The organism is Photobacterium ganghwense, assembly GCF_003025595.1.
In the GTDB taxonomy this organism is placed as follows: Bacteria; Pseudomonadota; Gammaproteobacteria; order Enterobacterales; family Vibrionaceae; genus Photobacterium; species Photobacterium ganghwense.
This window is the reverse complement of the sequence record NZ_PYMI01000002.1, coordinates 286,186-305,097: the sequence shown is the minus strand read 5'-3', so window position 1 is coordinate 305,097 and position 18,912 is coordinate 286,186. Positions and strand designations below refer to the sequence as shown.

Here is an 18,912-nt window from a genome sequence, read left to right as displayed (position 1 = left end):
GTCGCCTCCGTCCAGAGGCAACCCTGACATTTTCACCTGCAACCAATGACGTCAATTTCACATAGCGTCTATTTCACATGACGTCTATTTCACATTACCCGGATTACACATGACCTCGGCTACACATGGCTTCTATGACACACAACGTCTCTAGCAAACAAGATCAGTCATAATCAGTACGCGACACCTATGCGCTGCTTCGGATAGTGCCCGGCTTCGAGCTCATCAATCATCGCAGCCGCGTAATCACTGACCGAAATCCGGCTCGCGCCCTGCTCATCTGCCAGCAATTCGTCCCCGCCAATACGGTAAGTGCCCAGCTTCTCACCCGGAAAAATCTCAGCGGCCGGGCTGACAAACGTCCAGTTTACGGTCGACTCAGTCCCACGAAATACGGCCAGCGCTTCGCTCATCGCCACCGCTTCCGGTTTGTACTCTTCTGGAAAATCCGGCAACGTCACCAGTTCAACCCCCGGTGCAACTTCCAGGGTACCTGCGCCACCCACCCACAACAGGCGATCTACTCTGGCTGTTGGCAACTCGGCCAGCAGGCGTTGTGCAGTACGGGCAACAATATCGTGGTTACCCGCGGCACGCCCACCAATGGCAGAAATCACCACATCGGCACCCGCTACGGCCTCAGCCAGTTCCTGTGAACCATCCAGCAAGTCGAACCGACGCAGTGCCGCCGCGTTTAGATCGGCGCTGGCCAGGTCACGCACCAGTGCAATCACCTCATGCCCGCGCGATGCAGCTTCTTCAACGATATGACGACCAATCCAGCCTGTTGCGCCTAGTACTGCTACTTTCATTGTCCTGCTCCTGTTTAGTAAGACATTAACTGTTACCCACCGATAAGGCTTAAGTCGTTAAGCCTGTTGGTGACTGACAGGGCCAGTGTAATAGGAGGCAATACTGTGATAAACGCACGAAATTGATGTACATTGTATCAAATAAAGATACTAATTAGAGGCTTGCCATGGATCGACTAACCGCCTTACGCAGTTTTGTTGAAGTCGCCAACACCGCCAGTTTTACCAAAGCCGCCGAGAACCTCGATCTCAGCCGGTTACAGGTTTCCCGCCATGTGCAGGAGGTCGAATCCTGGCTTCAGCAACGTTTACTGCATCGAACGACCCGCAAGGTCAGCCTTACCTTAGCCGGCGAAGAGGCACTGATACGGTGCGAACGCATTCTCAATGAAGCCACAGCCCTGGAAACCGATGCCTTGACCCACAGCCAGTCGCTATCCGGAACGATCAGGGTGTCTTCACCAATTGGCCTGGCACAAAATCTGTTGATCGAGGCCATTACCCGATTTGTGAGTCTTCACCCCCAAGTCACGATAGATATTCTGGCCTCAGATCGTTTTTCACAGTTAGTGGATGAGCGGGTTGATATCGCCCTGCGCTACACTCAGCAACCCGCCGACAACCTGATCGCCAGACGCCTGATGGCTATTGATGCTGTGATATGCGCCGCCCCGGCCTATCTGGCGCAATATGGCCAGCCAGCCATCCCGGCAGACCTGAGGCAGCACAACTGCTTCGTCCACCTTGATGCCAGTGAATGGGAGTTGATCAAAGACAACACCCCTGAGCGGGTCGCCGTAAAAGGCAATATTAAAGGTAATGAGCTGGCAACCCTGACCCAGGCGGCCTTAATGGGATATGGGGTGATCAGGCTGCCGTGTGATCTGGCTAACCCTTTGATTGAAAGCGGACAATTAGTACCTGTACTGGAGAACTATCACACGCCTGGCAGCAGTTTGTGGGCCGTCTACCTGTCACGCAGCTATCAGTTACCAGCAGTACGTCAGTTTATTGATTTTCTGGCCGCAACCTGGCCGCAGGATATCCGGTGCGCGTTGCCGCCGGTTTGATCAGGCTCTCCAGTTGCAGCTCTGACATTAGCTACATCATAAACATCGGAAACATCAGAAAAAACACATACAGTGACAAGGCGTAACTCGCCACCTTATTGATAGCAAAATCACTTACACCATCAAAAATCATTTCCTGAATCCAGTTCTTTTTTTGCGATCAAAATTATATTCCTGCCTCCGACAACAGATTAACGTACATCAACGCCCAGTAATCAATGCATCATTTTTCAGTCAGGCGGTAAGGCTGAAACACTCTTGGCAGCGATCGCCGGGCGGCTTCTAACACGTGGTTTATACAAAGATTTTTATAAATCGTCACTAATCAGCTTTATCGGCAGGCTATATCAACAAGCCTTTCCAACAAGCACTTCCCCCAATCTAACCCTAAAAACAGGAGTGAACATGAAAGGACTGACATTCAGTATGCTTTCAGCGGCGCTGGCACTGGGAACCTCCGCTCTCCCGACAACCGCGCTGGCTAACGACATGGTGGTACAAACCGGCAATGTAGTCGTCGGCTACTGGCACAACTGGTGCGACGGTGCCGGCTATAAAGGCGGGGTGGCGCCCTGTGTTGACCTGACAGCTGTTCACCCGCACTACAACGTGGTGGATGTCTCTTTCATGAAGGTGTACAACACCGCTGAAGGGCGCATTCCGACGTTCCGTCTGGATCCGGCCATCGGCCTGACTGAAGCCGAATTCATCGATCAGATTGCCACCCTCAATTCACAAGGACGCAGCGTGTTACTTGCTCTGGGTGGCGCAGATGCGCACATCGAACTGCAAGCGGGCGATGAACAAGCCTTTGCCGATGAAATTATCCGCCTGACCGACAAATTCGGCTTCGACGGGCTTGATATCGATCTTGAACAAACGGCCATTACTGCTGCGGCCAACCAGACGGTCATTCCGGCGGCACTGAAAATAGTAAAAGATCACTATCAGGCACAGGGCAAGCATTTCATGATCACCATGGCGCCAGAGTTCCCTTATCTGTCCATAGCGAACGGAAAATATTTGCCTTATATCCAAGCGCTGAACGGCTATTACGACTTTATCAATCCGCAGTTTTATAATCAGGGCGGCGATGGTGTGTATGTGGACGGCGTAGGCTGGCTTTCACAAAACAGCCCTCAGAAACAGCAGTTTATCTATTACATGGCTGATTCGCTGATTAACGGCACCCGCGGTTACACGACCATTCCACACGACAAACTGGTGTTCGGCATCCCGGCCAACATTGACGGCGCGGCCAACGGTTTTATCGAGGATCCAAACGCCCTGTACGGCGCATTCGAACAGCTCAGCCAACAAGGTCAGCCACTGCGCGGTGTAATGACCTGGTCCGTCAACTGGGACATGGGGAAAAATGCTGCTGGCCAGCCTTATCACGAGCAGTTCATCAAAGACTACGGCAGCTTTATCCATAACCAGCAACCGCCGCTGCCGGATCTGTCTCCGATCTTTACCGGCCTGACCGATGTCCGGGTACTGCGCGGCGAGGTCTTTGAGCCACTGATTGGCGTGGTGGCCAAAGACAGCAACGGCGCTGACATCAGTAGCAATATTCTGGTGGAAGGTCAGGTTAATACCAGCATTTCCGGTGAGTATGTACTGACATACAAAGTCTCTGATAATCAGGGCAACAGCACCAGTGAACCCAGAAAAGTGACGGTCTATGACCTCCAACCGGTGTTCGATGGCGTCAGTGATGTCCGCATTCCGCTCAACAGTACGTTTGATCCTATGGCCGGGGTTACCGTCACCCATCCTGTGGACGGGGATCTGACCAGCCAGACGACAGTGAGTGGCCAGGTCAACACCGGGCAAGCCGGTACGTATGCACTTACTTATACAGTGGTATACGGTAACGGTGAGAGCCTCAGCATCACACGCAACGTTGAAGTGTTCGACGACAGTCAACCGGGCTGTAGCAATGCCTGGAACAGCAACACCATTTATGTTGCTGACGATCGCGCCATTCACAACGGTCAACTGTGGCGGGCGAAATGGTGGACTCGTGGTGAAGAACCGGGCACAACGGGTCAATGGGGAGTATGGGAGTCGCTCGGGGCGGCTGGCTGCCAGTAACCGACAACAAAACGCCACGGTATGCCGTGGCGTTTTAGCGGCGGGCTCACCTCGCTATCGCCCCGCTATCTTCCTGCCATAGGGTGATCGGGATGTAGCTGCAGCAGATCCCATAAATTACCGTACAGATCTTCAAAAACAGCGACCGTACCGTAGTCCTGCTCTTTCGGCTCGCGGACAAAGTGGATACCGTCTTTGACCATCCGCTCATAATCGCGCCAGAAATCATCGGTGCTGAGAAACAGGAAAACGCGTCCTGCAGTCTGATTGCCTACGACCTGTTGCTGCTCCTCGTTCGAAGCACGCGCCAACAGCAAGGCGACGCCATTCGAACCTGGCGGCGACACCACGACCCAGCGTTTATCCTGGTCAGGCTGATAAGTATCTTCAATTAGTTCGAAATGAAGCTTATTTACATAAAAATCAATGGCTTCATCGTAATCGCGAACCACCAGTGCAATATGGATGATGGACTGTTTCATCACAGGCTCCCCGGGTAAATGTGCAAGGCGCCATTCTACGTCAGGCTTAACCCACCATCCACCACCAGCGTATGCCCGATAATATAGCGGGCGTTGTCTGACAGCAAAAAATCAACCGCGTGCACTATTTCTTCCGGCTCGGCAAAGCGCCCTATCGGTACCACCTCGGATACACTTTCGCGGATCACCGGCTCATCCTGCTGGCGGGCAATCCACCTTGGCGTCCAGGTGACACCTGGCGCGACCGCATTGACCCTGACACCTTTCTTGACCGCCTCAAGCGCAACCGAACGAGTCAGCCCTTCCAGCGCATGTTTCGCCGCACTGTACATGGCGGCATTGGGCGTCGGACGAAGTCCATTGACCGAGCTGATATTCACAATCGCTCCCCCTTTTGCCATCAGCGCCAATTCAAGCTTAAGACACAGGGCGTGCGACCAGAAGTCCTGCTGCAAGGTGGCCTGCAAATCGGCAGTTTCGACCTGCTCAAAGGTTCCCTTGGAAGCCAGCATGGGCGAAGCATTGTTCACCGCAACATCGAGCTGGCCGTAACGGATCTGAATGGCTTTAAACCAGTCTTCCGTTTGCGCCGTTTCCGCAATGTCCAACGGGGTATAATCCACCCCGGCCAACGCCGGTTCCTGTGCCACACAATCTAGCCAGGTATCAGCATGCCTTGAGCAAGTGATCACCTGACAGCCCTGCGCCACCAGATGTTTCACCATCGCCAAGCCGATACCTTTACTGCCCCCGGTAACCAGTGCTACGCGTGAAGTCGAGGTCATGGCATGTCTCCTTTTTCCGGTTCAGCAGCCTGCCAGCAAAGGGCCTGCGCCTCATGATGTAGGATGAAATCATTTTTATGGGCGATATAACGTGCCATTTCATTCTGGCACAGCCGTGCGCCTTCGCGCTTAACGGCCGCGTATTCATCACGAATTTCGGGAAAAGCCCGGAGATAATCACGAAACGCAAGATGCCGCTTCACTTGTGGCGACCCCGCCAGAAAAGCATGAAGATGGTGAGTACGTTGAGTGGCACTGCCTTTTCGGAAAAAACGCCGCTCAGGAATACCAAACTCCCCCATCGCTTCATACCCGAGCCTCACCAGCCTTTCAGTTTCCTGATCCAATAGCGCCAGGCTATGCACTTCCAGCAGGACATCAATCAAGGGCTTGGCCCAGAGTCCTGGCACCGATGTACTGCCGATATGGTGGATCCCGGCCACATTGTGCGACGATAACTGCTCTGTGATCAGAGCTTGTTCCTGATCGAAATCCGCCTGCCAGTCGGGGCGGTAAGCCACCACTTCGACCACCACCCGCTCAGAAACGGGTGAAGAGACCGCTGAAGATAGATGTGAAGACTTCTGAGATTCTGTCTTTGGTTTCATGGTTTACATCCTTGTTTACGATAGTCGCAATACGGCATCACAGATTGGCCTGACCGGTCACATCCAGACGCTAATTACGTAGCGTTAAGATTAGGCTGAGGCTGAAACGAGGTCTGAGGCAACACGGGAACTGAGACGACGTCTTAGCTGAAACTGCGTGGTTGAAACTACGTAGCGACGGAAACTACGTGGAAGTGGAGACTACGCAGTCCCAGACTGGCGATTCAGGTTAAAGATATGATCAGCATAGCGTTTTCCGCCGATGCTGTAGGCATCCGGTACGATCTCGACACAGCGAAATCCGCACTTTTCCAGCACTCGTTCAGAGGCCACGTTACCTTCAGTGACCACCGCCTGAAAGCGAGTAATGCTATGGCACTGCACCGCCCAGTCGATGATGGCGTTGAGTGATTCCGTTGCAAACCCCCGACCGTAATATTCAGGCAGAAACAGATAACCGACTTCTGCAGTCTGTCCGTCAAAACAAAAACCGGTGACTCCGACGATATTCCCCGACGATCGCTCCCTGACTGCGACGGTCAGCCAGTCGTTGCTGTCCGGCTGCCAGCCCTGTAAACGCGTGGCGAAACGGGCCCGAAGTTCAGTTTGAGGTTTGGGATCAAAGCATTTTTCAATCACCGCAGGTTCGGTATGCAAACGCAAGAAGACCGGCCAGTCCTGCTCTGTCAGAGTATCGATGACCAGCGTTGTACTGAGCAACCTTACCGCCGGGTGCAGGGGCTCGGTTGTATTTTCGGTAGAGGGGGTAGCACGGTTTTCCATCAATCTTCCTTTCTGCTGAGTAGTAAACGTCCGCTGGCGTATTGACCGGTGGAACAGGCCAGACATATGCCCTTAAAGGCATAAAACGTTCGTTATAACAAACAACAGCAGTGAAAATCACGTTCTGTTTCTGTCCAGCGGCACATTTCTCACGCCAGCCAGCATGCATTGGACTGGCACACACTCAGCAGACATACACTCAGCAGACGTACACTCAGTAGGCGCACCAGGATAAGCGAAAACAGACAATAATCACTAAAAACGCAGGTCAAGGCGCAGGTTGTCAAACCCGGCATCCACCAAGGCCAGCATGGCAATCAGCCAGAAGAAACTGAGTATCGCCTCACCCAGCCAGCGGAAGGACTGGCGATGACAAGGTCGGCGGTTATCCGGCGGCTTAGCGGCATTCGGTTTAAACGACAAATACCAGACCAGGCCAAACAACCCGAGAAAACCCAGCAGGCCAAAGGGAACGGTCATAACATCACTCCATGAAATTTCGTAGGGGCGCATTCATTCATGCGAAACGGAAAACAAGCAGGCAGAGTGTCGCCTCGTCGCCGCCTGTCGCAAAGTCTCGCCGCTGTTGTTGCCCGTTCAGGCAACAACCAAAGTAACAACAAAGGCGGCAACAAGGGTGACAACGAAAACGGCAATAAAAATGGCAGCAGGAACAACGCACAGTCATCTGTAATCAGAACCAAGCCGCCCTCTTCTGGCATACACCCTTTAGTGTCAGGTGCGCGGTACTGACGGCAGCCGGGCAGCCGGCGAATTCCAGTCACCACCCAATGCTTTGTGCAGCATCACCACACTAGAGGCGGTATTCAGCCTTGCCAGCACTTCCGCATCCTGCACCTGATTTTTCTGACGCTGGGCATCCAGCACCGAGAGATGGTTCACCAGTCCGGACTGGTACAGCGAGTTGGCTTTACCCAGCGCGGTTTCCGCCTGCTGCTCCGCTTCCTTCAGATAGTGCTCAAACTGCTGACTGTTGCCGTAGGCACGAAGGGCAGTTTCCACCTCATTGAAAGCCGCATTCACGGTGTCCTGATAGCTCAGTACAGACTGGCGGAATCCGGCTTCCTGCATGTCCACCATCGCTTTGTTACGACCGGCATCGAAGATATTCCAGCTGAACCCGGCACCCAGCATCCAGGTGTCAGAGCCGGAATCAAACAAGTCACCAAAATCACCGGCCATCACGCCCGGCGATCCGGTCAGGAAAAAGCGCGGATACTGATTCGCAATCGCGGCACCAACTTCCTGATTACGGGCAGCAATTTCCCGCTCGGCCAGAGCGATATCCGGACGGCGGGTCAGCAGCTCTGACGGCAGCCCGGTCGGAATCACACCGTGCATTGACGGCATCACCCTCTGAGCTGACTGCCCGGCCAGACGCGCTTCGGTTTTATGCAGGTTTTCCCCCAGTAAAATGGCCAACCGGTTCAGGTGAACGCTTTTGGCGGTTTCCAGTTTCGGCACCATCGCCCGGGTTGCCGCCAGGTTGGCCTTGGCATTGGCTACATCCAGCTCAGAGCCGTAGCCGTGCCGGTTGAGGGATTCCACCAGCCGCAGCATCTCTTCCTGATCACGAATGTTCTCGTCGGCAATCGCAATCCGCTCCTGCGCCCCGCGATATTGCAGATAGTTATTAATCACATCAGCAGTAATCAGCGTCGTCACCGCCTGTTTCATGATGGCGGCCTGTTCGGCACGAATCGCTGCAGCCTGGCTCATGCTGTCGATCCGACCAAACACATCCAGTTCCCAGGACGCATTCAGTCCCAGGAAATAATCCGTCTGGTCGCGGTCCATTACACGTACCTGACCGCCGCCCAGCGCAGATGGCAAGGTATGGTCACGCACCATCCCGCCCATCATGGCCTCATTTTCACTGAGCCGGATATCCGCCACCCCGCCGCTGATCGACACGGTCGGGACTTTCAGTGAAGCCACCGCCTTGTGGTATGACTGCGCGGCCTGAATTCGCTCACTGGCGATTTTCAGGGTGATGTTCTGTCGCTGGGCATCGCTGACCAACCGGTTCAGCTGAGCATCCTGAAACGCTTCCCACCAGGCCGCGTGGAAATGGCTGCCGGGCTGTGTCGCCGAATCGACCTGGTTGAGGTAAACATCGTTCATCGCGACCGTCGGCACATCGTAGTCCGGCGCCATGGAACAGCCGGATAACAGCAGCGCACCGATCATCAGCCCTAATTGACGCTTATTCATGACCTTTTACCTCTGAATCGTAATCTTGTGATGCGGCGTCCTGCTGCGTCGTTAACTGTGGTTGATTTTCCTGCTTTTCCTCTTTGGCAAAGCAGAGACGGTACATCGCCGGCATCACAAACAGTGACAGGACAGATGCCGCCACCAGACCACCGATGATCGTGGCAGCCATCTGATCAAACAGCTGGTCGGTCAGCAGCGGCACCATGCCCAGTACCGTTGTCAGGGCAGCCATTGAGATCGCCATTGTCCGGTTCAGGGTTGCCGCTTTGATCGCATCGGCCATCTTCCGTCCGCGCTGGCGTTCAAGCTCAATCTGATCCATCAAAACGATACCGTTTTTGATGATCATCCCGCTCAGGCAAATCATGCCGACAATCGCCATAAACCCAAACGGCTTGTTGAGCAGCAGCAGGCTCCAGATGATGCCGATAGAAGCCAGCGGCAGCGTGACAAAGATGATGATCGGCTGGCGATATGCATTAAATAACGCCACCAGAATCACGAACATCAGAATCGATGCTTTCGGGTTCTGCGTCACCAAATCGTCGACCGAGCGCTTCTCATCGTAATATTCCCCGCCCCATTTCATGCTGTAACCCGGTGGCAGCGCAATGGCCTCCAGCTCAGGTGCCAGTTGTTTGCGAATGTCTGACGCCGTCGCTCCCGTTACCCCGGCCTGCGTGGTAATGGCCGGCAGTCGGTTCTGGCGCCAGATCATGCTCTCTTCGCCTTTGATCTGAACATCATCCACGACTTGTCCTAGCGGAACACTGTGTGCGCCCAGTACAGAACGCACCGGAATGTTGTTGATAAATTCCAGCGACGTGTTGGTGCTGTTGAGCTTGATCGGAATCAGGTCATCGTCTTTACGCAGGGTGCCAATCGGCAGCCCTTCCGTGGCGCGATTGAGTGCCAGTGCGATATCCGCCCGGTTAACCCCGGCGCGACGGGCCGCTTCCTGATTGATCAGTGGAACAAGCACCTTGCTTTCCTGACGCCAGTTATCACGCACATATTTGGTATGCGGATTGGCGCGCATGATTGCCTGTGCCTGATCAGACAGCTGATGCAGTACCGTCGGATCCGGCCCTTCGAAGCGCACTTCAATACTGAACTTGTCTTTGGTGGCCAGTTTCAGGTCACGAAAACGGGGCTCGGCATGCGGGAACGTTTGTGCCAACCACTGATCACCGCGCGCGACCAGAGACTCAATATCGTCAAATGAACGGGTATTGATCAGGATTTGGCCGTAGCTGGCATCCAGTGGCTCAGGCTCTACCGTCACCGAGAAACGCGGCGCACTTTCGCCCACATAGCTGGAAATACTCTCCACTTCCGGCTGTTTCAGCAGCCATTGCTCAACCTGCTTCATGTCCTGCGAAACGTTGTCGATCCGTCCGCCGTTTGGCAGCCAGTAATCTAGAAATACGATTGCCCGGTCCGAACCCGGCATAAAGTTTACCGGCAGCAGCGGCGCCGCCATCAAGGACACCACCAGCATCGGAGCCACCAGCAGCAGCGCTTTTTTCGGATTATCGACGGTCCAGAATACAGCGCGGCGGTAAGCCACATAGGCTTTGTTTTCACGCGCCTGTTGGGCATTGCCTTGAGGTGCTTTCAAAAACACCATGCACATCAGCGGGGTCACAATCATGGCGACAACCCACGACAGCAGCAGTGAGCTGCACAGAACATGCACGATCGACAGGGAAAACTCGGCTGAGTCCGTTTGAGAAAACAGTACCGGCGCGGTTCCCAGTGCCGCAATCACGGTGGCTCCCAGCAGCGGAATGGCCATTTCCTGAATCGACTCTTTCACCGCCTCGGAACGCGCCACCCCGTTGCGCAGCTTGGTCTGGAACAGGTCAACAATCACAATCGCGTTATCCACCAACATGCCGAGTGCCAGAATGAAGGAGCCGAGCGAAACCCGCTGCAAATCCACATTGGCCACATTCATGTAGACCAGCGTAAACAGAATCGTCAGCAGCAGGCTGACACCCACAATGGTGGCTTCCTTCCAGCCCATGAACACCAGCAGCACCGCAACCACGATCACTACACTTTCCACCAGGTTGGCGACAAAGTTGTTAATCGATTTGGTCACTTCATCCGGCTGATACGCCACGATACCGACACCGGCACCCACCGGCAGCTCAGATTCGAACTGGTTCAGCACCGCTTTCAGATCGTCGCCAATGCTGACCACGTTGATGCCGTTTTCCGGGCTGACGGCCAATGTGATGGCCTGCTGGCCGTTATAGCGGCTCTCGGTCAGTGCCGGAGTCTGATACCCCAGATACACCTCAGCCACATCGCCCAGACGAATCGTACCCACACCGTCACCAATACCCGGAACACCGGTTCGGATCACCAGATTTTTGATGTCATCCACACTGCGGAACGCCCCGGTCTGCTCAACCCGCAGGTTCTCGTTGCCCAGGTCAAAGTCTCCAGCCGTCACCGGGATATTCTGGCTGTTCAGTTGTTCAATCAACTGAGCCAGTGAAATATGGCTGTCTGCCAGGCGCTCATCGGAAATATCGATGTTCACCACTTGCTCACGCACACCGTGCAGCTCAATTTTTTTCACCCCGTCGACGGTTTTAATCCGGCGTTGCAGTTCACGGGCGTAGTCTTTGAGATCACGCATCGGAATATCATCACCGTAAACCGCAAACACCATGCCGTACACTTCCGAAAATTCGTCCTGCACGATGCTGATTTGCGCCTGAGGCGGCAGCTCCAGCTTCACGTCCTGCACCTTACGGCGCAACAAGTCCCACTGCTGAGGCAGCTCGTCGGAACTGTATTTTTCCTGCAGATCGACAAAGATCAGCGAACTGCCGGGACGGGACAGGGAGCGCAGCTTCCACAGCGAGCCCATCTCCTGCAACCGGGTTTCGATTTTATCGGTGACCAGTTTTTCCACCTCCTGCGCCGTTGCGCCCGGGTAGATGGTCATCACCACGGCACTTTTTACGGTAAAGGCCGGGTCTTCCAGTTTGCCCAGGTCGAAGTAGGAATAGATACCGGCGATGGTGCAAAGTACGGTGAAAAAGATCACAAAGGTTTTCTGCCGGAGGGCGAACGTCGACAAGGTCATGACTGTGCTCCTGTGTCATTGAGCAGGGTCAGGGCATCGCCTTCTTTCAGGAACATGCTACCTGCCGTCACCACCTTGTCACCGCTTTGCAGCGCCCCTTCAACACACAGGCTGTCGTGACGCTGGGAGACCACGTTCACCGGCACGTGCACCGCACTGCCCTGCTTTACCGTCACCACCTGCGTGACGCCGTTTTTCACTTTAACTGCCGCCGTCGGTAAGCAGTAGCCGCCACTGAGTTCAGCCTGCTCAAACTGGACATTGACGGTTTTGCCCGGAAACAGCGAAGAAGTAGGTTCGGTCAGCGCGAGAGTGACCTCGTAGGTTTGTTTCAGGGTATCCGGCAGGGTGGCGATTTCCGTGATCACAGCCTTGACCTGGCTGTCCTGCTGATACCATTGCACCTGCGCCGCCATGCCTTTCTTCAGCATGGCGATCTGGTTCTCCGGCACATCCACCACAGCTTCAAGCTGGTTTGGCTGATGCAGAGATACCACCGACAGCCCCGGTGCCGTCTGCTCGAACTCATCAATGAACCGCTGGCCGATCACCCCATCAAAAGGCGCCGTCAGCTGGCTGTATCGCAGCGCATCACTGGCTTTTTTTAGAGATTGCTGAAGCATGGTGACGTTGGCACGCGCACGCGCTTCGGCGCTGATTGCGCGATCGACGTTCACCCCGGACACCGCATTGTCAGCCGCCGCCAGGCGGGTACGTTTCAGTTCAATCTGCGCCAGTTTGTGGGCTGCCCGCGCCTCACTCAGCCGGGCTTTCGTTTCATTCACGTTGACCTGGAAGTCGTGCGGGTCTAACCGGGCGATGACCTGGCCGGCCTTCACCCACTCCCCTTCACGAACCAGAATTTGCTCGACCGTCCCGGGAACCCGAAAGGCCAGCTTCGATGCCTGATGAGACTCAATCTCCCCACTGAAACGCATGACATCGCGCTGATTGGCGGCATTAAGCTGGAGGATATTGACAGGACGTGCCGTATCAGGCGCTACGCTGACGGCTTCAGAGCCGCAGCCAACGAGCAAAGTGCCCATTATCAGAGTAGCCAGGCAGTGTTTCGCTGGACGAGTCGATTTCATGAATACAAACCATTGCTATTAATTGTGGTGTTGCATTCTAAATAATCTACTCAAAGAGATAATCGGGCAGATTTTGTTAACACTGTCTCAAATTTCAGGACAATCCCTGAATCTTTTCCACTTCTTCGAGAACGTAGTCAATAAATAGCCGAGCGGCGAAAGATAATCCTTTACGTCGCGGGTACACCAAAGACACCTCATCAAAGAAGGTTTCATGGTCCGGCAGCAGATCGATAATTTCACCGCGCTCGACAAACGGTTTCATCATCAGCTCAGCAAACATGCCGATGCCATCCCCCTGAAACACCGCATGACGGATATAATAGGCACTGTTTGACACCAACCGGCTGTTCACAGTGACTTCCCCTTTATTGAACACCCAGTGGTTATCCAGCCTGCCATCCGGACGGCGCAGCAAAACCATGAAATGCTCGTCCAGATCCGCCAGGCTGCCTGGCCGACCGTATTTACTGACATATTCAGGTGTGGCGTACAGTTTTCCCTTAATAGGCGCTACCCGACGGGCAATAAAAGAGCTGTCACTGATAGCACCAATATGAACGCACGCGTCCAAACCATAAGTCAGGATATCGTGATACCCCAACGCACTCAGATGGGTTTCCAGGCTGATATTGGGATGGTCATGAAGGAAGCTGTGAATGACATCGTGCAAGAGAATGTCGGCCTCATGCAGCAGACCCACTTTGATTTTACCGGTCGGACTTTGACTTTGGGTTTTCACCAATTCATGGGCTCTGTCCAGTTCAGGCAAAATGTCCTTGAGGCTGTTGTAATACTCCTGTCCGATAGGCGTTGGCGTCAGGCGACGGGTGGTTCGGGTCAGCAGGTTAATATTCAGCTCTTTCTCCAGATCATTGATCCTGCGGCTGACATTCGAACGCGGTAAATTCAGGGCATCTGCCGCACTGGAAAAACCGCCCAGCTCCACCACCAGTACAAACAACTTTAAATCATCAATTTTCATCACGCCTGTCCGTTTTGTATTTCTGCTGTCGCCACTCGGCCTGCACGGCAATATGACCGCGTCACCGAACCGCAGAGGCACTTTACCAGATTAGAACAAACCACGGCTGAATCTTCTTTATACACGTGTACTTAACGAAAACTCGGCGACTTAACGACAAACTGAGCTATTTGACGCAAAACCCGGCCGCTTAACGAAAAAACGCCCCGACCCAGCGGCAATAAGAAGCAAACGAACAAATGATAATCTGCCCGAAATTGCAGACTTTTATGTTGGGTATGCGCCACCGCTTTACGTACTATTACTCTTTATACGTGCGATTACCCTTTAAAACCAAACAACTGCCGACAAAATCAGGCAACCTGCTCCAGTATGCGGGCATACAGATTAATGGGCAGCGTGCGAGTATTCTGCTGAAGAAACACATTGTTCAGCAAAACCCATTGTTAAGAAAAAACTTATTAAGAAAAACCCTTGTTGAGCAAAAACCATCGTCGAGGAAAACCATTGTTTAGAGAAACCATGATACGCAAAGCCAGAGGCCAAGATTGGGAGGCCCTTGTCAGCCTCTTTATCATAGAAAACAAACATAATGCAGCTTTAGCGCCGGATACCGTCCGAGAGACGACCGAGGTTTTAACCGTTGAGGAGCTTGATGCCATCTTGGTCGACGACAACAGTGCCTTATTCGTCGCAGAACATCACGATACCGTAGTAGGAACCTTGCTGGGCAACGTAGTGCAAGTGGATTGCAGACGCTGGACCGCGCCACGCTGTTACTCCTACATCGAGGACATTGTCGTTGCGCCCAGAACAAGACGACAAGGCATCGCCCAAAAACTGGTCGCACATTTTGAGTGCTGGGCCCGGGCAAAAAAAGCGACCTCTGTTGAGCTCCATGTATGGCCGAACAATGCCGATGCTATTCGTTGCTACGCAAAGATGGGATTTATTAACAAACAGTTATTGCTATCAAAGCGCATTGATTGATAAAAGAGAAAAAACGCTCGTCCATATCCAACCGTTTTAAGGAAAAAACATGATTGCAATAAGGAAAGCCGTCGAATCGGATGTTCACGCCATTTATGAACTAAGAAAAAACGCAATAATTGAAAAGTGCTCCGACTTTTATACTGCGGAACAACTCAACTTGTGGACCCACGGCGGTATCTCAACAGCACTGATCAAAGATATCGTTGATACCTTCTACGTTTCGGAAATTAACGGAAAAGTGGTCGGCAGCGGTAAACTGAATACTCAAAACGGAATGATCGACGCCATCTTTGTCGACCCGGCATATTTTGGAAAAGGAGCGGCCAAAAGCATGCTGTCATTTCTGGAAACACTGGCAGCAGAAAACGCCCTGACCTCACTCCAATTAGAGTCCACGTTAAACGCCGCTCCTTTCTATCGCTCATGCGGTTTTGTGGGCGACAACGTCGCCACCTACCGTACACCGCGAGGGGTCTGTCTGGACTGCATTCCAATGAAAAAAGTCATCGCCTGAGAAAGCGATCACCCGTTCCCAACGCGGCGGTTAGCCCGGCGGGTTCATTTACGCATCACAACACTGAAGATCAATGTTAACCAAACTGTTCACAATCACCACAGTTGCCATAATAGACAAAGTCGCCACAGCGAACATGGCAGAATAAGAGCCGGAGCCCGCATCATCGGCTCCGGCTTGTGCCTTTACGGCGTTTGCACACCAATATCCGGCAGCTCAGGGAAAGCCCCTAGCCCGTAACTGGTGCGGTCTGTAAACAGGCGGTTGTTGGCCGGAATATTGTGCTGATCTTTGTCGTTGAATTTAGCCTCACCGATAAAGTCATTTCCGGTAATAGAGATTGAGATACCGCTGCTATCACTTGGCAGTCCCAGGAAGACGTTACCATTGGCACGTTCCAGCAGGACAATGTTGTTTTCCAGCACCACCGACGGTGCCACACTGTTGGTCATGCCCTCAAGACCAAAACCAATCAGCTGATAGTTTGAGGTATTGGGCCCTTGTTCCAGCACGCTGTTTCGAATCGTCAGTGCGCCACCGTTCGACACGTCAGCCAGACGGCTGTCAACGCCCGACAGCGAAGCGATTTCACTGTACTCAATCAGTGTGCGCGGAGCACGGGATTTGATTTCATGTCCCTGATCTTTTGAACTGTAAAAGCGGCTATAGCGAATCTCCAGGCTGTCATTATTGCTGTATACCGCATGGGCGCGTCCCGCCTTGCCCAACTGCTCAAACCGGCTGTATTCGATCGTCAGTTTGCCACTTCCCTGCGCCGACAGCACGCCTTGCTCACTGTCGTGGAAATACACATTGCTCAGCATCAGATCCTGCCCCTGCTGGCGCACACACGCTCCGTTCTGATCCGGCACAGATACGCCGCTGCACTCAATGCCTTCAATCACGACGTTGTTGCCGTCAACCACGAACGTCCCTTTGCCCTGAATTGCAGCGCCTTTGAAATGGGTGCCTTCGCTGCCTTGAACGGTGACATCATCATGGCCGATGTACAGCCCTTGGCTATAAACCCCGCTCCCCAGTACCACCAGACTGCCGGGCTGAATGGCTGACTGCGCCGCTGCTATATCGTTATAGAGAGTACCGTCGACAGAAATCTGTCCGGCTTCCACTGGCACTTCTGGCTCATAAGGGTTCTCTGGAGCTACCGGTTCATCGCCGCCTTCGCTGCCGTTACCGGTATCCGTGTCGGGAGTCTCTGGCTGCGTTGGCTTGTTAGGTTTGCCCGGGGTGGTCGGTTTGCCTTTGTCTTCAGACGGTTTGGCTTCAGCGCCACCCGAGCCACCGCATGCCATCAAAAAGACGGACGCAATCAGTAAACTTACCCGCCAGGGCTTCAAACGATGCTTTGAATGTGGCTTTAAGCCAAGCGTTGTTGTGTTCATTTTTTTACCATTGTTATCGTTTTGAAGGCAGGGATAATCGCGAAAACACCGGCTGGTAATGTCAGTTTTTTGTCAGCACCCGCCGCCGTTCAGCACAAAAAAATCCATTTTTTGAAAAGTCATTTTTTGTTCAAGCAGATAGCATTCCGGCTCACTTTTTTGCATGCCTATTTATTGAGACGCACCAAACAAACAATCAAGGCAGCACTGACATCAACTCTCTGCTCTTCACTCTCAGGTATTCAAGCAAATCGCCAACGTACCGGTGAGATCCCTCTGTCTCATCCGTGCTAACATATCGCGATAATCACCCTTCAGGATCCGCCATGAACATCAACCTGACCAAGATGATCACCGAAAGCCGCAATCCAGCCAGTGAGCAGATTGATACCCTACCGACGCTGGATATGCTTCGGGTCATCAATAATGAAGATAAAAACGTCGCGCTGGCCGTGGAGGCCGTATTGCCAGCCATCGCGCTCGCCGTCGATAAGATTGCCGAGGCCTTTCTCCAGGGCGGTCGCCTGATTTATACCGGCGCGGGTACCTCCGGTCGTCTCGGTATTCTGGATGCCAGCGAATGTCCGCCGACCTTTGGTACACCGGCCGCACAAGTGGTCGGGCTGATCGCGGGCGGTCATCCGGCTATCCTGAAAGCGGTGGAAAATGCCGAAGATAACCGTGAGCAGGGCGCACAGGATCTCAAAGACCTGAACCTGACAGCCAAAGATGTGGTGGTGGGCATTGCCGCAAGCGGCCGAACGCCATATGTGCTGGGCGCGATGGATTACGCAGCCTCGCTGGGAGCAACCGTAGTTTCTATCAGCTGTAATCCGGACAGCCCGATGAGCGAAGCCTCAGAGATTGCCATCACTCCTGTGGTTGGCCCGGAAGTGGTGACGGGCTCATCACGTATGAAAGCCGGTACAGCACAAAAACTGATCCTGAATATGCTAACAACCGGCGCCATGATTCGCACCGGTAAAGTCTACGGCAATCTGATGGTGGATGTGGAAGCCACCAACGCCAAGCTGGTTGAACGCCAGAAGAATATCGTTATGTCCGCTACCGAATGCAGCCGCGAAGAAGCCATTGCTGCCCTGCAAGCAAGCGGCGGTCACTGTAAAACAGCCATTGTGATGATATTGGCCGCAGTGTCTGCAGAAGAGGCAGGCCTGCTACTCAGCCAGAATCAGGGCTTTACCCGCAAAGCCATTGAAAACCACTAAGGCGATCAACCGGGCAATCAACCGACATTCCCGGTCGGATAATCCGCAGTGAGGCTCAGGTGTCGGCCACATTATTTGCAGGCCTCACTCTGTGTTAACCCAATATACCTGGATCGCTTCGGGCGCTAGTCGGGCACCAGACACTCACCGCTTCAGAGCGGTATTCTCAGCAGGCTGGTAATAACACCACGCCTGCTATCCCTCACTCGCAATTTTCTTCTTCCCACATTCCCACATTCCCACATTCCCACATTCCCACATTCCCACATTCCCACATTCCCACATTCCCACATTCCCACAGCAGAAAACCTCACGCGGAATAAAAAGCCAGCCCTCTGAAACCGTCGCTCCAGAAGCGAGAGATAGTTGCCATGGCAAATCGCAGGTACAAAAAAGCTCAGCAAATGCTGAGCCAAATAGCGAGTGTCCAAAATAGAGACACAATTAGCGAGTCGAGACTGAATACGATACGGGTGCGTCTGTCGGTGCCATCGGCTACACAAACTCTCAGCCAAAACGGCACACTAACCCGTCGCATCAGGAACCATCATAACGAATGCATCCTTAACAAAAACTGGAGCAACCCAATTAATTTTAGTCTATCTCCTTGCCTGCACACCGATTATTCTCCTGAGCACACTCTCCAGGAAAGCTGACCAGGCCCACCGCGGAACGCCTTCCCCGCAGCTCATTCAACTTTTTTGAACAAGTAGAAC

At 53.4% G+C, this 18,912-nt stretch carries 16 protein-coding genes; 5 read left to right on the top strand and 11 right to left on the bottom strand.

Annotated features, from left to right (window positions below; genetic code table 11):
- Window positions 1–173: 173 nt before the first annotated feature.
- Window positions 174–812, bottom strand: a complete 639-nt coding sequence (locus C9I92_RS07215; RefSeq protein WP_047884908.1) for an NAD(P)-dependent oxidoreductase — start codon at window positions 810–812, stop codon at window positions 174–176.
- 167 nt (window positions 813–979) lie between these two features.
- On the opposite strand from C9I92_RS07215, the gene C9I92_RS07210 reads away from it, so the two are divergent.
- Both C9I92_RS07210 and C9I92_RS07205 read left to right on the top strand, forming a co-directional pair.
- Entirely contained in the window at window positions 980–1,882 is a 903-nt protein-coding gene (locus C9I92_RS07210) for a LysR family transcriptional regulator (RefSeq protein WP_047884909.1), read from the top strand.
- A 405-nt stretch (window positions 1,883–2,287) separates the two neighbouring features.
- The gene (locus tag C9I92_RS07205) at window positions 2,288–3,979 is read left to right on the top strand and encodes an immunoglobulin-like domain-containing protein (RefSeq protein ID WP_047884910.1); all 1,692 of its coding nucleotides are present in this window, start codon (window positions 2,288–2,290) and stop codon (window positions 3,977–3,979) included.
- Between the two features lie 65 nt (window positions 3,980–4,044).
- Here the strand turns inward: C9I92_RS07205 and C9I92_RS07200 are convergent, their stop codons facing one another.
- The 9 genes from C9I92_RS07200 to C9I92_RS07160 all read right to left on the bottom strand — a co-directional run bounded on the left by C9I92_RS07200 (window position 4,045) and on the right by C9I92_RS07160 (window position 14,057).
- Complete coding sequence (locus C9I92_RS07200) at window positions 4,045–4,461, bottom strand: VOC family protein (protein WP_047884911.1); 417 nt, start codon at window positions 4,459–4,461, stop codon at window positions 4,045–4,047.
- 35 nt (window positions 4,462–4,496) lie between these two features.
- Complete coding sequence (locus C9I92_RS07195; RefSeq protein WP_047884912.1) at window positions 4,497–5,246, bottom strand: SDR family NAD(P)-dependent oxidoreductase; 750 nt, start codon at window positions 5,244–5,246, stop codon at window positions 4,497–4,499.
- Window positions 5,243–5,854, bottom strand: coding sequence for a GrpB family protein (locus tag C9I92_RS07190; RefSeq protein ID WP_047884913.1), 612 nt, complete (start codon window positions 5,852–5,854; stop codon window positions 5,243–5,245). The genes C9I92_RS07195 and C9I92_RS07190 overlap by 4 nt, the downstream gene beginning before the upstream one ends.
- Before the next feature lie 201 nt (window positions 5,855–6,055).
- A complete protein-coding gene (locus C9I92_RS07185; protein WP_211263832.1) occupies window positions 6,056–6,637 on the bottom strand; it encodes a GNAT family N-acetyltransferase in 582 nt (193 codons plus the stop codon).
- Between the two features lie 255 nt (window positions 6,638–6,892).
- The gene (locus tag C9I92_RS07180; protein ID WP_047884914.1) at window positions 6,893–7,117 is read right to left on the bottom strand and encodes a hypothetical protein; all 225 of its coding nucleotides are present in this window, start codon (window positions 7,115–7,117) and stop codon (window positions 6,893–6,895) included.
- A gap of 255 nt (window positions 7,118–7,372) precedes the next feature.
- Window positions 7,373–8,872, bottom strand: coding sequence for an efflux transporter outer membrane subunit (locus tag C9I92_RS07175; RefSeq protein WP_047884915.1), 1,500 nt, complete (start codon window positions 8,870–8,872; stop codon window positions 7,373–7,375).
- Window positions 8,865–11,981, bottom strand: a complete 3,117-nt coding sequence (locus C9I92_RS07170; protein ID WP_047884916.1) for an efflux RND transporter permease subunit — start codon at window positions 11,979–11,981, stop codon at window positions 8,865–8,867. Before C9I92_RS07170 ends, C9I92_RS07175 begins: the two co-directional genes overlap by 8 nt.
- A complete protein-coding gene (locus C9I92_RS07165) occupies window positions 11,978–13,072 on the bottom strand; it encodes an efflux RND transporter periplasmic adaptor subunit (protein WP_053061796.1) in 1,095 nt (364 codons plus the stop codon). Before C9I92_RS07165 ends, C9I92_RS07170 begins: the two co-directional genes overlap by 4 nt.
- A gap of 94 nt (window positions 13,073–13,166) precedes the next feature.
- Window positions 13,167–14,057 carry a LysR family transcriptional regulator gene (locus tag C9I92_RS07160; protein WP_047884917.1) on the bottom strand — a complete coding sequence of 297 codons (891 nt, stop codon included), beginning with the start codon at window positions 14,055–14,057 and terminating at the stop codon, window positions 13,167–13,169.
- Between the two features lie 507 nt (window positions 14,058–14,564).
- On the opposite strand from C9I92_RS07160, the gene C9I92_RS07150 reads away from it, so the two are divergent.
- Together C9I92_RS07150 and C9I92_RS07145 are read left to right on the top strand one after the other, a co-directional pair.
- Window positions 14,565–15,047 carry a GNAT family N-acetyltransferase gene (locus tag C9I92_RS07150; RefSeq protein WP_242551935.1) on the top strand — a complete coding sequence of 161 codons (483 nt, stop codon included), beginning with the start codon at window positions 14,565–14,567 and terminating at the stop codon, window positions 15,045–15,047.
- Between the two features lie 49 nt (window positions 15,048–15,096).
- Complete coding sequence (locus C9I92_RS07145; protein ID WP_047884920.1) at window positions 15,097–15,564, top strand: GNAT family N-acetyltransferase; 468 nt, start codon at window positions 15,097–15,099, stop codon at window positions 15,562–15,564.
- 185 nt (window positions 15,565–15,749) lie between these two features.
- Here C9I92_RS07145 and C9I92_RS07140 read toward each other — a convergent pair whose 3' ends face one another.
- Complete coding sequence (locus C9I92_RS07140; protein WP_047884921.1) at window positions 15,750–16,967, bottom strand: right-handed parallel beta-helix repeat-containing protein; 1,218 nt, start codon at window positions 16,965–16,967, stop codon at window positions 15,750–15,752.
- Window positions 16,968–17,293: 326 nt separating this feature from the next.
- Here C9I92_RS07140 and murQ point away from each other — a divergent pair, with 326 nt between their 5' ends.
- A complete protein-coding gene (gene murQ, locus C9I92_RS07135) occupies window positions 17,294–18,196 on the top strand; it encodes an N-acetylmuramic acid 6-phosphate etherase (RefSeq protein WP_047884922.1) in 903 nt (300 codons plus the stop codon).
- Window positions 18,197–18,912: the final 716 nt, after the last annotated feature.

What these genes read in the sequence shown, in the direction of transcription:
- C9I92_RS07215 (WP_047884908.1), bottom strand. Translation starts at nt 812, where the DNA reads ATGAAAGTAGCAGTACTAGGCGCAACAGGCTGGATTGGTCGTCATATC.
- C9I92_RS07210 (WP_047884909.1), top strand. Translation starts at nt 980, where the DNA reads ATGGATCGACTAACCGCCTTACGCAGTTTTGTTGAAGTCGCCAACACC.
- C9I92_RS07205 (WP_047884910.1), top strand. Translation starts at nt 2,288, where the DNA reads ATGAAAGGACTGACATTCAGTATGCTTTCAGCGGCGCTGGCACTGGGA.
- C9I92_RS07200 (WP_047884911.1), bottom strand. Translation starts at nt 4,461, where the DNA reads ATGAAACAGTCCATCATCCATATTGCACTGGTGGTTCGCGATTACGAT.
- C9I92_RS07195 (WP_047884912.1), bottom strand. Translation starts at nt 5,246, where the DNA reads ATGACCTCGACTTCACGCGTAGCACTGGTTACCGGGGGCAGTAAAGGT.
- C9I92_RS07190 (WP_047884913.1), bottom strand. Translation starts at nt 5,854, where the DNA reads ATGAAACCAAAGACAGAATCTCAGAAGTCTTCACATCTATCTTCAGCG.
- C9I92_RS07185 (WP_211263832.1), bottom strand. Translation starts at nt 6,637, where the DNA reads ATGGAAAACCGTGCTACCCCCTCTACCGAAAATACAACCGAGCCCCTG.
- C9I92_RS07180 (WP_047884914.1), bottom strand. Translation starts at nt 7,117, where the DNA reads ATGACCGTTCCCTTTGGCCTGCTGGGTTTTCTCGGGTTGTTTGGCCTG.
- C9I92_RS07175 (WP_047884915.1), bottom strand. Translation starts at nt 8,872, where the DNA reads ATGAATAAGCGTCAATTAGGGCTGATGATCGGTGCGCTGCTGTTATCC.
- C9I92_RS07170 (WP_047884916.1), bottom strand. Translation starts at nt 11,981, where the DNA reads ATGACCTTGTCGACGTTCGCCCTCCGGCAGAAAACCTTTGTGATCTTT.
- C9I92_RS07165 (WP_053061796.1), bottom strand. Translation starts at nt 13,072, where the DNA reads ATGAAATCGACTCGTCCAGCGAAACACTGCCTGGCTACTCTGATAATG.
- C9I92_RS07160 (WP_047884917.1), bottom strand. Translation starts at nt 14,057, where the DNA reads ATGAAAATTGATGATTTAAAGTTGTTTGTACTGGTGGTGGAGCTGGGC.
- C9I92_RS07145 (WP_047884920.1), top strand. Translation starts at nt 15,097, where the DNA reads ATGATTGCAATAAGGAAAGCCGTCGAATCGGATGTTCACGCCATTTAT.
- C9I92_RS07140 (WP_047884921.1), bottom strand. Translation starts at nt 16,967, where the DNA reads ATGAACACAACAACGCTTGGCTTAAAGCCACATTCAAAGCATCGTTTG.
- murQ (WP_047884922.1), top strand. Translation starts at nt 17,294, where the DNA reads ATGAACATCAACCTGACCAAGATGATCACCGAAAGCCGCAATCCAGCC.